The sequence below is a fragment of the Nesterenkonia massiliensis genome (assembly GCF_000455245.1).
Taxonomy (GTDB): domain Bacteria; phylum Actinomycetota; class Actinomycetes; order Actinomycetales; family Micrococcaceae; genus Nesterenkonia; species Nesterenkonia rhizosphaerae.
Genome location: NZ_HG005168.1, coordinates 139,002 through 152,759, shown reverse-complemented (window position 1 = coordinate 152,759; position 13,758 = coordinate 139,002). Strand labels below are relative to the sequence as shown.

At 63.9% G+C, this 13,758-nt stretch carries 10 protein-coding genes; 7 read left to right on the top strand and 3 right to left on the bottom strand.

Annotation, left to right across the window (positions count from 1 at the left end; genetic code table 11):
- Positions 1-102 precede the first annotated feature (102 nt).
- Entirely contained in the window at positions 103-2,490 is a 2,388-nt protein-coding gene (locus TX78_RS12660; RefSeq protein WP_049897647.1) for an acyltransferase family protein, read from the top strand.
- Positions 2,491-2,593: 103 nt separating this feature from the next.
- Here the strand turns inward: TX78_RS12660 and TX78_RS07885 are convergent, their stop codons facing one another.
- On the bottom strand, positions 2,594-4,432 hold the full coding sequence (locus tag TX78_RS07885) for an alpha/beta hydrolase (protein WP_044495423.1): 1,839 nt from the start codon (positions 4,430-4,432) through the stop codon (positions 2,594-2,596).
- 179 nt (positions 4,433-4,611) lie between these two features.
- On the bottom strand, positions 4,612-5,586 hold the full coding sequence (locus TX78_RS07880) for a sugar-binding transcriptional regulator (protein ID WP_044495185.1): 975 nt from the start codon (positions 5,584-5,586) through the stop codon (positions 4,612-4,614).
- 112 nt (positions 5,587-5,698) lie between these two features.
- Between TX78_RS07880 and TX78_RS07875 the strand changes: the two genes are divergently transcribed.
- The 6 genes from TX78_RS07875 to TX78_RS07850 all read left to right on the top strand — a co-directional run bounded on the left by TX78_RS07875 (position 5,699) and on the right by TX78_RS07850 (position 13,261).
- The gene (locus TX78_RS07875) at positions 5,699-7,516 is read left to right on the top strand and encodes a glycerol-3-phosphate dehydrogenase/oxidase (RefSeq protein WP_044495184.1); all 1,818 of its coding nucleotides are present in this window, start codon (positions 5,699-5,701) and stop codon (positions 7,514-7,516) included.
- Between the two features lie 81 nt (positions 7,517-7,597).
- Entirely contained in the window at positions 7,598-9,142 is a 1,545-nt protein-coding gene (glpK, locus tag TX78_RS07870) for a glycerol kinase GlpK (RefSeq protein WP_044495183.1), read from the top strand.
- Between the two features lie 66 nt (positions 9,143-9,208).
- Positions 9,209-9,490 (top strand): hypothetical protein, encoded by a 282-nt coding sequence (locus TX78_RS07865; RefSeq protein WP_044495182.1) that lies wholly within the window; start codon positions 9,209-9,211, stop codon positions 9,488-9,490.
- 4 nt (positions 9,491-9,494) lie between these two features.
- A complete protein-coding gene (purF, locus tag TX78_RS07860; RefSeq protein WP_044495180.1) occupies positions 9,495-11,186 on the top strand; it encodes an amidophosphoribosyltransferase in 1,692 nt (563 codons plus the stop codon).
- The gene (gene purM, locus TX78_RS07855) at positions 11,183-12,352 is read left to right on the top strand and encodes a phosphoribosylformylglycinamidine cyclo-ligase (protein ID WP_044495178.1); all 1,170 of its coding nucleotides are present in this window, start codon (positions 11,183-11,185) and stop codon (positions 12,350-12,352) included. The genes purF and purM overlap by 4 nt, the downstream gene beginning before the upstream one ends.
- A gap of 144 nt (positions 12,353-12,496) precedes the next feature.
- Positions 12,497-13,261: a hypothetical protein gene (locus TX78_RS07850; RefSeq protein ID WP_044495176.1), complete on the top strand. Its 765-nt coding sequence runs from the start codon at positions 12,497-12,499 to the stop codon at positions 13,259-13,261.
- On the opposite strand, the gene TX78_RS07845 is transcribed toward TX78_RS07850, so the two are convergent.
- On the bottom strand, positions 13,258-13,641 hold the full coding sequence (locus TX78_RS07845; protein WP_044495175.1) for a hypothetical protein: 384 nt from the start codon (positions 13,639-13,641) through the stop codon (positions 13,258-13,260). The genes TX78_RS07850 and TX78_RS07845 overlap by 4 nt on opposite strands.
- Positions 13,642-13,758 lie beyond the last annotated feature (117 nt).

Below are 13,758 nucleotides of genomic sequence, written 5' to 3'. Positions count from 1 at the left end.
CCGGCTATGGTCTCCCGGTGCTGTCACTATGTGTGGCAGAGGTCTCTGCTTCCCCCGCCTTCCCCGCTGTCTTCCCCCAGAGGCCTCCAGAAGGAGCCCGCTGTGCTGACGCATCAGCCCTCCGCACGCACCGAGAAGGTGCCTGCGGTCGAGCCCAAGCGCCCTGTGCCGTCCCCACGCGGAAGTCTCCGCACCCGCCATGCCATCCAGCGCGCTGCCGCCGAGCGTGAGAAGGGCCGCATCCATGGCCTTGACGCGCTGCGTGCTCTTGCCGTGGTGCTGGTGATCGTCTACCACATCAGCCCTTCGTGGGCTCCTGGCGGATTCATCGGCGTCGATGTCTTTTTTGTGATCAGCGGTTTCCTGATCACCTCACTGCTGTTGCGCGAATACCGCGACCACGGCCGCATTAACCTGCGTCAGTTCTACCTGCGTCGGGCCAGGCGCCTATTGCCGGCCATGGTTCTGGTGGTGGCCATCTGCACAGCAGCGGCTGCAGCGCTTGGCGGGGACGTGCTCTCCGGGCTGGGTCTTCAGCTGGCAGGAATCGCCACGTTCACCGCCAACTGGGTACAGCTGGCAGGCAGCTTCGACTATTTCAAGACCTCCACCGCCGGGCTCTTTGATAATTTCTGGTCACTGGGCATCGAGGAGCAGTTCTATCTGCTGTGGCCGGTGGTGCTGATCGCCTTCCTCGTCCGCGCCCGGTTGCCCCGGCAGGCGTTCTCCCGGATGCGATCCCACCTGGTGGCCGTAGCGCTGCTTTCCGCGCTGCTGATGGGCGCGCTGGTCTGGTTCGGCTACTCCAATGCGGCGTATCTGGGCACCTTCACCCACCTCTACGGGCTGCTGCTGGGCGCGGCTCTGGCGATGAGCCCGCGTATGTTCCGTCAGCGCGCACTGGCTATCAGCACCGGGACACCGACGGCGACGGTGCCCCCGGGTGCAGCTGGTGAGGTCTCCGGGCACGCTGGCGCCGCTGAAGCATCCGCGGATCCGGCCCCGCCGGCAGGTGCATCTTCGCCATCGTCGGCAGGATCTGCGCCGGCGAGTGCGGCCTCCACCGCTGCCTCCCCGTTCTCCGGGATGCTGCACAGCGCAGGCCGGGCAGGGCTGAGCCTGATCCTGGCCTTGACCGGTCTGGCCGCCGTCGGCGTATTAGCTTTCAGCCCCCTCGGTGAGGTTCCCGGACGTGAGCCGCTGCTGACCCTGGGCGGCACGGTAGCCGGGCTGCTGCTGGTGGGAGCCTGCTTGGTGGCACCGGCACACCGAGCACGGCTGCTCGACTCCGGTGTGGCCGGGTGGATCGGCACCCGCTCCTACGGTCTCTACCTCTGGCACTTCCCGCTGATTGTGCTCACCGATCAGCTGGTGGCCACCTTCGGCACACCGGCCGGACTGGATCACACCCAGGCCCGGATCCTGGCCGTCCTGGTCTCCGTGGTGGCTGCCGACTTAAGCTACCGGTTCGTGGAGGTGCCGGTGCGCCGGAACGGCTTCGCCTTCCTGGCTCAGGTTCCGCTGCGTGCCGCTGCTGCCGGTCTGGTGGTGGCGCTGCTGGTCAGCTCCGCGGTGTGGGCGCACACCCGGGCTCCGCAGCAGACCACCCTGGAACAGACGCTCTCCCAAGGGCAGGCCTATACCGAGTCCTTCGGCGATGATTCGACGGATGCCGACGATTCCGCTGAGGACCAGCCCGCAGCTGCACCGCAGAACGACACCGCAGAATCGGATGAGGCAGTGTCCGATGAGGCGGTGTCGGATGAGGCTGAGGCAGACGGAGCAGAAGCCCCCGACCGTGAGGCTGACGGGCAGGACGCACCACAAGCCCCCGAACAGGATTCCGCTGCGCAGGGCTCACCCCCGCAGGATTCACCCGCACAGGATTCAACCCCGCAGGATTCAACCCCGGCCGACGCCGAGTCAGCGCCATCGTCGTCGGCCGCTGAACCGGAACCTTCCACTGCCCCGCACACGCCCCCGGCACAGACCCAGCCGCCGGCCCCCGAGGCAGCGGATCCTCCGGCCCGTTCGGCACAGATGGTGGCGGTCGGGGATTCGGTGATGCTGGCCTCCTCCGAAGCGATGAGTCGACGTTTTGACGTAGTCATCGACGCCGCCGAATCACGACAGCTCATCCACACACCCGAGCTGGTGGCACAGGCGGTGGCGCAGGTGCCCGCGGCCAGCACGGTGATCCTCGGGGTGGGGATCAACGGGGTCGGCGGCGAATCGGACCTCCGTCGGGCCATCACCAACGCTGGCGAGCGCACCGTAGTGCTGGTCAACATCTATGGCCCGATGAGCTTCACCGCCTCGCACAACGCGATGCTGCAACGCGTGGCGGCAGACTACGGTCACGTGGTGGTGGCCGACTGGCACGGCTGGATCAGTGGGAGCACTCAGCACTTGCAGGCAGACCAGGTGCACCCGATCGGTCCAGGCGGGGACATCTACGCAGATGCAATCGCCGCTGCCCTTGGACGGTAATCCGCTGTAGGCCGCAATTCGGAACCTCGCCCCTCTCCGAGCACAAAGAGGTGGGGGCCACCCCGCTCTCGCGAAGATGGCCCCCACCTTTATTATCTGGAGACTAGGCCCAGGTCAGTGTGTTGGATGAAGCGATCAGCGTCACCAGCAGACCATTGATCAACCCCGGCAGGTAAGGGTTGTTCGTCTCGCGGTAGATCTTCCTGGAAATCACGGTGGTGACGGGAAGGATCACCAGGAAGGTGTAGAGCCAGACAGTCTGCATATTGGCATCACCGAAGGGCAGGAAGCCTGTGGTGAAGAACCCGGTGTACTGCACCAGCAGCACTGCGACTACCGGCAGAACACTGAAGACCGCCAGTACTGTGGTGTTGACCCATTCACCTTCCAGCTTCCTCCGACCGATCTGCACAAAGTTGATCGCATTGGCCGCCACTGAGGCTGCCACGAAGTAGATCAGCAGCAACGGCAGGGTCGGGAAGAGCGCAGTCCAGAATGTCTCCACAGGGAATGGCTTCACGGCCAAGGTCCACAGCCGGAAGTCCGTCTTGAAGAAGTAATCCGTGAGGAAGACCGTCAGGAAGGACGCACCCACCACTGTCAGAGCCAGCAGCACTGTCTTGCCGCCCCCCGCCAGAGTGAGGGTAAGACCCCGGTCAGCGAGGCTGACGCCGCGCGGGCGGATGTAGAACGTGTAAAACAGGGCGAGCATCAGCAGGATGAATAGACCGTTGGCCGCTGCCCACATGCCGATTCCGTAGGGGGAGCTCTGCGCCCAACCGCCCCCTGCTACGGTGAAGGAATCCACCGAGGTCAGGATCGGTAGGTAGGACACACCAGCGAAGATCGCAGCGGCGGTGAGCGTTGTCCAGAACCATACTTTTCCTGCTCGATCTGCGTGCCGGATACGCACTGGCTCAGCCACTGCCAGGCTGCGGAAGAAGGTACTGCGGACCAGCACCAGCGTCACGCTCACCACGAAGATTCCAAAACCGATCAGGCCCAGTGCGTTGAACGCAGCTTTCCACTGCCACACCTGCTGACCTGCGGGAACCGGCTCGGGAGCACCTAGAGCTTCATCGAAGAATTCGATGGTGGACTCGGTGGCCTGATGAGAAAAGTGCGACCAGGCGTGGGTGATGGCGGGATTGTGAATGATCCGCAACGCCTCTTCCCCGTCGACATCCTGGGTGTAGAACTCCCCTGGTTCCCGGCGGTCCTGGCCGGGGTCCGTGCCGAAGTGCAGGAATGATTGGGCGTTGGAGTAATCGATGAAGTCTCGCGCTGCAGTGGTCTGACCCTGGTCATCGACGTCGTCGAAGAAGAACTCGTCATACTGCGGGGCAATGATGCCCACGTCCCGGGAGCCATAGATGTTGACGAATTCCGCGGTCTCCGGGTCCGAGTAGACGGCGTCGGCGGAGTTGATCAGAACAGCCGATATCAGGTCGGTGCCGAACTCATTGTCCAGCTGCACTGCAACGTTGCTGGACATTCCTCCCAGCGAGTGACCGGTGATGCCTATGCGATCAGTGTCGACGTAGTCCAGGGTCGAGATCTTGCTGACCGCCTGATACATCCCTGTGGTCAGCGTGCCGATATCGGCAACGGGCTCGGACCACCCGTGGGAGTACATGTCCATGGACAGCACCACGTAGCCCCGACGCGAGAGTTCGACGTAGTTCGCCTCCTGCATCTCCCGGTTGTTGTACATCCCGTGGCTGACCACGATGCCCGGGGCGGGGGCCTCGGCTGATGCCCCTTCAGGGACCAGCAGCAGACCGCTCATGGATACGCCCTGGGACGTCTCCCACTGCAGATCTTTGACTTCGACGTCGCCGCCGGAAGTCTGGACGAACGATGCGCCCATTGCGCTGGTCAGCATCAGAACCAATGACACCGCCAGCCATACCCATATCTTGCGCGACTTCATTGTCACCATCGTGCCCTCCTTGTGCTGAGTGATTCTGAGACAGCGTAGGCAGCCCGTGGTGATCCAGCCCACAGAGGTGAACATACGTGCACAGTTGCTCAGAAGCCCTCGGAACACCTGGGCTAAGAGCCCTCCTCTCGCCTGACTGTGGTGAACAGATGCGCACGACGGCGCCGCGCGCGGGCCGCTCAGCGTCCGTGGGCCAGGGCACTGGCGGTGCTCTGATCTAGCACCAGGTCGGTGACCAGTCCCGCCTCCAGCACCGCCCGCAGCGCCGTAACCTTATGGGGACTGTTGACCACACACAGCCGACGCGGAATTCGGCGCAGCACATCAGGTGGCATTCCCGAGCACCGGCTGTTCAGTTCGATATCCCTCCAGGAGCCGTCACCGCGGAGGAAGACGGTGCAGACATCTCCGACAGCCCGTTCGGCATTGAGCTGATCCAGGTCTTCGCGGCTGAGATACCCCTCGGAGTAAACCTGTGACGGCGCACCCCCGGAAAAGGTCCCCACGCCGAAGACGGCCAGTGACACTCTGCGCTGCATATCCAGAATCCTGCGGGTTGAACGCTCCCGCCAGAGCGCCTGCTTGGTCTGCTCATAGTCGAAGAAGGCGGGAACCGCGAACAGATGCGCACGGCCGTCATAGGCCCGTGCGAAGTGTTCCACTACTCCCATACCCAGGTTGATCCCTGAGGGGGAGTCCATGAACTCCGGTTGCGAGTTGACCGCCCCGTTGAGCTGCACCGCCTGCACGCCGGGGACCTCGCGACCTTGCAGCCGCCGGACCACCGATGTCATGGTGGCCCCCCATGCCAAACCCACAATACTGTTGGGTTCCACCAGTTGATCCAGCACTGCTGCAGCCAGAACCGCGGCGGCGTCCGCGCGGTGCGCAGCGGAATCCCGGGTCCCTGCCTGCGCCACATGGGCGTTGACCCCAAAAAGCTGGGAAAGCTGATGTTCAAGCGCGCTGGCCCGGTCCATGGGTGGGTGAACTGAGATTCGGACTATCCCCTGCTCCCGCGCTTCGCGTAGCAGCCTGGAGACGGTGGAGCGTGAGACGCCCATTTGGTGGGCGATGTGTTCCATGGTGCGGTTCTGCACGTAGTACATCTGTGCAGCCGTGAACTCCGCCTTTTCTCGGAATGAGGTACTCATAAATGCCCATCATCCCCGGTTCTGCACGTTTGTGCACCCCCGTTGAGAAAACTGTCTCTCGGGTGTGTGATAAGGAACGCATCCGTCACCGCCGACGCCGATAAGAGGACCTATGCAGCCACGATCACTCAACCACAGCGCACGCAGCCGTGCCCTTGAGACCCTTGAGGCCACCACAGCTGAGAAACCCCTGGACCTCTTGGTGATTGGCGGGGGTGTGGTAGGGGCAGCCGCCGCCTTCGACGCTGCCACCCGCGGGCTGAAAGTGGGGCTCGTTGAAGCACGCGACCTGGCCCAGGGCACATCATCCCGGTCCTCCAAGCTCGTCCACGGAGGACTGCGCTACCTCCAGATGCTGGACTTCAAGCTCGTCGCGGAGGCGCTTCGTGAGCGAAACCTCCTGATGACCCGGACAGCCCCGCACCTGGTGCGCCCGCTGCCCTTCATCTTCCCCTTCCAGAAACCCCTCCTGGATCGGGCCTTCATCGGTTCGGGGGTGACGCTCTATGACGGACTCTCCGTGGGATCCACCACCAGAAGCAAGGGGCTGCGCTCCCTCTTCACCCGCGGCACCCGGGCGCCGCTGCACCGACATATGACCAGGAAAGGTATGGCAAGGCGCTTCCCTGGGCTGAATCAGCAGAAGTTCATCGGCGCACTGGAGTACTTCGACGCCCAGGTCGACGACGCCCGCCTCGTCCTGACACTGGCCCGCTCCGCGCACAGCCTGGGAGCAGCCATCGCCACGCGCACCGAAGTCATCGACTATGTGCGGCAGCCTGCGCAGGAAGCGGGATCTGCCGAGGATCGCGTGCACGGCGTCGTCGTCCGGGATCGCGAGACCGGCCGCGAGTTCACCGTCCATGCCTCCGAGACCCTGCTTGCAGCAGGCGCCTGGACAGGCGAGCAGCAGAACCGTGCCTATGACACTGCCGCGGAGACCACTGCCCCCAGACTCAAAGTGCTGGCTTCGAAAGGCATTCACATCACCGTCCCCCGCGAGAAGATTCCCGCTCAGGACGGCGTCGGGGTCATCAGCCAGACTGAGAAGTCGGTGCTCTTCATCATCCCGATGGGACACTACTGGTCTATTGGGACCACTGATACCGCCTGGCATGAGCCCGTCGATGTGCCTGCCCCCAATGCCAGGGACATTGACTACGTCCTGGAACACGCCAATGCCGTGCTGCAGACCAGGCTGACTCGCGACGACGTCCTCGGCACGTGGGCAGGCCTTCGGCCGCTTTTGCAGCCGGTACAGTCCGAAGAAGCCGCCTCGGCCAAGATTTCCCGGGAGCACACCGTAATGCGGCTTTCCCCGGGTCTGACCGCGGTGGCTGGAGGTAAGCTCACCACTTACAGATCGATGGCGGAGGACGCGGTGAGCTTCGCAGTCTCCGAACAGTTCAAGAACCGCGAATCGCTGACCGAACAGTTGCCGTTGCTAGGCGGCCAGGGCTTCGGCGAATGGACTGACCGCGCTGCGGAGATCTCAGCCACCTACAACTTCTCGGCACAGACGACGCAACGGCTGCTGTACCGCTACGGATCCCTGCTGGAGGAGTTTCTGGCGCTCATCGACGAACAGCCTGAGCTCGCCGAGGAAGTCTCCGACGCCGCTGGCTACCTGCGCGCCGAGTTCGTCTACGCTGTGCGGCATGAGGGAGCGCTGCACTTAGAAGACCTGCTGGAACGGCGCACTCGGCTGTTCCACGAGGTCGCCGACCGCGGACTGAGCGCGCTCGATGAGATACTCGGCGTCGTGGCTGAAGAACTCGGCTGGGACCAGGACCGCCAGGCCTATGAGAAGCGTGCCTACACCAGTTACGTCGAAGCGCATCTGCGTGCCGAGCAGACGGCCAGCGATGCTGAGGCAGCCCAGGCCATGCGTGAGGCGCTTCCGGTGCACCAGCAGCTGCTCACCACCTAGAGCACTTCTGTATCCACTGGGGGAAGAGCGCAGCCAGCGAACCCCCTGCTTTCCCTTTCCATCCTCGGCAGAAAGATGTCAATGACGACAGCCCCAGCCCCGACCGCCCAGCATCGCGACGCTGAAAAGAAGTACGTCCTCTCCATCGATCAGGGCACCACTTCTACCCGTGCAGTGGTCTTTGATCGCACCGGGCGCTTAGTCAGCTCCGGCCAGCGAGAGCACCAGCAGATCTTCCCCCGCGCAGGGTGGGTGGAGCACGATGCACGCGAGATTCTTCGCAACACTCGCGAGGTGATCGGACTTGCACTGGCCGATGCTGATGTGAATCGGCACTCGTTGGCCGCAGTGGGCATCACCAATCAGCGCGAAACAACACTCGTGTGGGACCGGCACACCGGAGAACCGATCTATCACGCGATCGTCTGGCAGGACACCCGGACTCAGGGGATCTGTGACGAACTGGCAGCCGAGGGTGGGGTCGACCGTTATAAGGAACGAACGGGACTGCCGCTGGCGACCTATTTCGCCGGTCCCAAGATCCGCTGGATTCTGGACAACGTTGAAGGTGCTCGCGAACGTGCTGAAGCCGGAGATCTGCTCTTCGGCACCACTGATTCCTGGTTGATCTGGAACCTCACTGACGGGCTTCACGTCACCGACGTCACCAACGCCTCACGCACGCTGCTGATGAATATCGACACCCTCGACTGGAACGAGGAGATCGCAGCAGATATGGGCATCCCGCTCTCCATGCTTCCGGAGATCCGCTCATCCTCGGAGATCTACGGCCACGGACGACGGGACTCATTACTGATCGACACCCCCATCGCCGGCATTCTGGGCGACCAGCAGGCAGCCACCTTCGGCCAGGCATGCTTCACCCCCGGGCAGGGCAAGAACACCTACGGCACGGGCAACTTCATGCTGATGAACACCGGGGAGAAGATCGTCGCCTCAGAGAACGGGCTGCTCACCACAGTTGCCTATCAGCTGGGCAAACAGAAGCCGGTCTATGCCTTGGAGGGTTCCATCGCCGTGACCGGCTCCCTGGTGCAGTGGCTGCGCGATTCACTCCAGCTCATCTCCTCGGCTCCTGATGTGGAGACCAAAGCGAAGCGGGTCAAGGACAACGGCGGGGTGTTCATCGTTCCAGCGTTCTCCGGCCTCTTCGCCCCACACTGGCGCTCCGACGCACGCGGGGTCATCACAGGCCTGACGCGTTTCGCGGATCAGAACCACATCTGCCGCGCGGCTCTGGAGTCTGTGGCCTATCAGTCCGCTGAGGTCGTCGAAGCGATGAGTGCTGATGCTTTCGATGCACTCACAGAGCTGAAGGTCGACGGTGGCATGGTGGTCAATGAGACGCTCATGCAGTTCCAAGCAGACGTGCTCGGGGTCGACGTCATCCGCCCCGCGGTCATTGAGACCACGGCTCTGGGCGTTGCCTACGCAGCGGGCCTCGCTGTGGGGTTCTGGGAGTCGGTCGATGAGGTCGGTGCCAACTGGGTGGAGGATAAGCGCTGGACACCCCAGATCACCCCCGAGGAACGCGCACGGCTGATGCGGCGTTGGAAGAAGGCCGTCACCCGCACCTTCGACTGGATGGATGAGGATGAGGAGTGATCAGCCCGGAGGTGAGCTCCTCCACCCCGGGAATCGGCACCGCGCGTACCCGGTAGACTTGGGCCCATGCCTTCTCACGAGCAGCGCCGTCAGGTGACAGTTCGTACCACCCCTAAGCTCGTCCCGTTTCTCGTGGCTGGGCTGGCGGTGGCCTTCACCGCAGCCGTGATCACTGTCTACGCCACAGCCCCAGCGGAGAACTACAGCCGCCCGGCATCCCTGGGATATATGACTTTCGTGTACTGCCTACCGGCGCTGGCCCTCAGCGCAACCGCCTGGTTGGCCACGGAGAAGGTCCTACGGCGTCGAGCGTCCACTTACGACATCACCCCCGCGGAGAGGAAGTAGCCGCATGGCCCGCCCCGACGGTCGCCTGAACCACAACCTTCTTGACGAGGACCCCCTGCCACAGGATGAATGCGGGGTCATCGGTGTCTGGGCACCTGGGGAGGAAGTCTCCAAGCTGGCCTATTACGGCCTCTACGCCCTGCAACACCGCGGTCAGGAATCTGCCGGAATCGCCACCAGCGACGGCAAGCACATCAAGGTGTACAAGGACGTCGGCCTGGTCTCCCAGGTGTTCGATGAATCCACGCTGAGCGCCCTGACCGGTCATATCGCCCTGGGACACTGCCGCTACTCCACCACCGGCGGCAACCAGTGGTCCAACGGGCAGCCCACCCTCGGCGCTACCCCGCACGGGACCGTAGCCCTGGGGCATAACGGCAACCTCACCAACTCCGCTGACCTCTATGACCGGATCGTGGAGCGTCACGGACGCACTGACTTCGGCGAGCTGGCCCAGGGCAACACCACAGACACCGCCCTGGTGACCGCGCTGCTGCGCGACCAGCCCGGGGAATCCCTGGAAGAACAGGCACTGGCGCTGCTGCCCACGCTTAAGGGTGCGTTCTGTCTGGTGTTCATGGATGAGAACACGCTCTACGCCGCCCGTGACCCGCAGGGCGTGCGCCCGCTGGTGCTGGGTCGGCTCGACCGCGGCTGGGTAGTGGCCTCGGAGCAGTCGGCACTGGCCACCGTCGGTGCCTCGATCATTCGCGAGATCGAGCCCGGCGAGTTCATCGCCATCGACGCCGACGGCATCCGCAGCCACCGCTTCGCCGAGGCCAAACCGGCCCGCTGCGTCTTCGAATACGTCTACCTGGCCCGGCCAGACGCTAGTATCAACGGCCGTAGCGTCTACGAATCCCGTGTGGAGATGGGGCGTCAGCTGGCACGTGAGGACACCCACGACGCCGATATTGTCATCCCCGTGCCGGAATCAGGCACCCCGGCCGCGGTGGGCTACGCCGAGGAGTCCGGGCTGCCCTTTGCCCAGGGATTCATCAAGAATGCGTATGTGGGCCGTACCTTCATCCAACCCTCGCAGACCCTGCGTCAGCTGGGTATTCGACTGAAGCTCAATGTCCAGGCCCATGTGGTGCGCGGAAAGAGGGTCGTCGTCGTCGACGATTCGATTGTTCGCGGCAACACCCAGCGTGCCATTGTGCGGATGCTCAAAGAGGCCGGCGCGGCCGAGGTCCACGTGAAGATCTCCTCACCGCCGATCAAATGGCCCTGCTTCTACGGCATCGACTTCGCCACCCGCGCGGAGCTGATCGCCAACGGCGCGACCATTGCGGAGATCACCGCGGCCGTGGGCGCAGACTCCCTGGCCTATATCTCTGAAGATGGCATGATCGCCGCCACCGGCCAGCCGCGCTCCACGCTGTGCACCGCCTGTTTCTCCGGTGAGTACCCCATTGAGCTGCCCCCGGAGGATCGGCGCGGCAAGCTGCTGCTGGAGCAGCCCGCCTTCCCCGGGATGTACAAGCGGGTGCAGACCGGCTGCGAACCGGGTCCGGACAGCGAGTTTGAGCTTGATGACACCGAGCGGCCGCTGCGCGATGCGCTTGGCGAAACCGACCCGAGCGCAACCAGCCCGAGCGAGTCAGCACAGAGCGAGTCAGCACAGAGCGAATCCGTACCGGAGGATTCTGCCCAGGACACTGCCGAGTCCCTCACCACGAAAGCGAGCCGATGACAGAGACCAGCAGCCGCACCCCCACCACCTATGCCTCGGCAGGCGTGGATGTGGAAGCCGGTGACCGCGCCGTCGAACTGATGAAGGCCCATATTGAGGCCACCCACACGCCTCAGGTGATGGGCGGCGTCGGTGCATTTGCTGGACTCTATGACGCTTCTGAACTCAAGCGGCTGCCGCGGCCTCTGCTGGCCACCTCCACTGATGGGGTGGGCACCAAGGTGGCTATCGCCCAGGCGATGGATATCCACGACACCATCGGCTACGACCTGGTGGGCATGGTGGTGGATGACATTGTGGTCATGGGCGCCAAGCCGCTGTTCATGACTGATTACATCGCCTGCGGGAAGGTGGAGCCGGCCCGGATTGCCAGCATTGTCTCGGGCATCGCGAAGGCTTCGGCTGAGGCCGGCACCGCACTGGTGGGCGGGGAGACCGCGGAACACCCGGGGCTGCTGGGTGAGCATGAGTACGACGTCGCAGGTGCAGCCACCGGTGTGGTGGACGCCTCCGCTGTGCTGGGCCCGGATCGGGTGCGCGCCGGTGATGTGGTGATCGGCATGGCCTCTTCCGGCATTCACTCCAATGGCTACTCGCTGGTGCGCCGCATCGCCGCAGATGCTGGCTGGGGCTATGACCGCGACATCGCGGAGTTCGGCCGCAGCTTAGGCGAGGAGCTTCTGGAGCCTACGCGTCTCTACACCCAGCCCTGCCTGGATCTGGTCACCGCGCTCAACGGTGATCCTGCCGAGGGCGAGATTTCTCCCGAGGCGCCCGTGCGCGGCTTCAGCCACGTCACCGGAGGCGGTCTGGCTGCCAACCTGGCACGAGTTCTTCCAACCGGCCTGCTGGCCACTGTGGACCGCTCCACGTGGGCCTGGCAGCCGGTGTTCCGCGTGCTCAGCGAGCTCGGGAGCGTGCCGCAGGCCGATGCTGAGCGGACCTGGAATCTGGGTGTGGGCATGGTGGCCGTGGTGGCCGCAGAGCAGGCTGATGCGGCTATCGCCCAGCTCAACGCCGCGGGTCAGCGCGCCTGGGTGATGGGTGAGATCAGCCGCTACGACGCTGCTGACTCCCGTATCGCTGCAGCTGGTGAGGACTTTGTGCAGGGCGCCAAGGGTGTCGACGGCGGCGGCGTGCTGCTGACCGGCTCCTACGCCGACTGAGGCTCCGGCTTTCTGTTCCGCCCCGATGCGAGAACTGCGGCTCTCGGTGGATCGTTATTAATTTGCAATAGCAACCTGTTGTTTGCCGCTGCAATGTAGGTCATGCTGGTGGCACACCATCTGTCGCACAGAAGGAAGCCGCTCATGACTGCCCGACTCCGCACTTCGATACTCTCAGCGCTGGCCGCCTTCGGGCTGATCTTGGCCGGTTCAACGGCTGCCTCGGCGGCCGGTGAAGAGATCCCCTTTGATCTCCACGGCACCGTTGAAGGTTCAGAGATCACCTTCGAATGGGAGGAGATCCCCCAAGCCGAGGCCTACCAATGGACCTTTAATGTGGCGGGCACTGACGGCGTCTTCGACTCTGACGAAATTACCGAGACCAGCGCAGTCATCGACGTCGAGGAGATGGGTCTGGCCGGAAACGAACCAGAAGACTATCTGGAGATGGACCTGACGCTGGGCTTCGGTGTTGCCGGTGTCTTTGCTGACCCTCAGCAGTACTATGCCTTCGAGCAGCTGCGTTTCCAGCTGGTCCAGCTCGACGACGGTTCCTTCACCGTTGGCCCTCCTTATTCGGATCCGATGCTCAGCGAGAAGGAGGCTGAGGCGCACTTCGCCGAGCACTTCACCGTGGTTGAGGATTCCGCAGAGACAGAATCTCCCACTACCGAGCCCTCACCCACTAATGAGAGCCCCGAGCCCACCGAGGAGACCACCAGCGCTGAACCGGAGGAGACCAGCGCATCGCCCACACCACAGGAGACTGACTCTCCGGAGACAGCCCCGGCCAGCCAGGAGGACCCGCTGGGCGGCTGGGGCACTCCGCTGATGATCGGCCTGGGAGTGCTGGGACTGGTGCTCATCGGCGTCGGCATTGTCATGGCTGTCCGACGCGGGCGCGCCTAACGCGGCTGAGCGTCCCGCTCGCTGTCCACTTGCTTGGCGAAGATCCGCAGGCGGGCTGCCGCCCAGGCGAACAGCATGCCGACTGGCAGCAGAGCCGTGCCCAGAATCGAGAAGATCAGCTGCGCGTCTGTCTGCTGACCTAACAGGGGCGTCAACCGAGCGACAGAGATCAGCCCGTTGAATATCAGCGCGAAAGCAGCGATACCCATCAGCAGCCAGCTTCCGCGGCCGGGGTCGCCGAACAGCCGATTCGCCCGCTGGGACCACGGGCGGCCGGTCTGAAGCTGGCGCTGCCGCAGCAGTTCTTCGCGCTGAGCCACAGTGATGTTGCCGGGCGTGACCGTGCGCTGTGTTCGCCTGGGCTCATCTGCACGAGACATGAAGGACCTCCTACCTGCCACGCTAGGTCAGGCTTTGCCGCTCAACAAGGGGGTATCCAGCAGGCGTAGCCGAGCGGCGACGGCGCCGCGCCACCCACTACCCCCGCCCGCCACCGG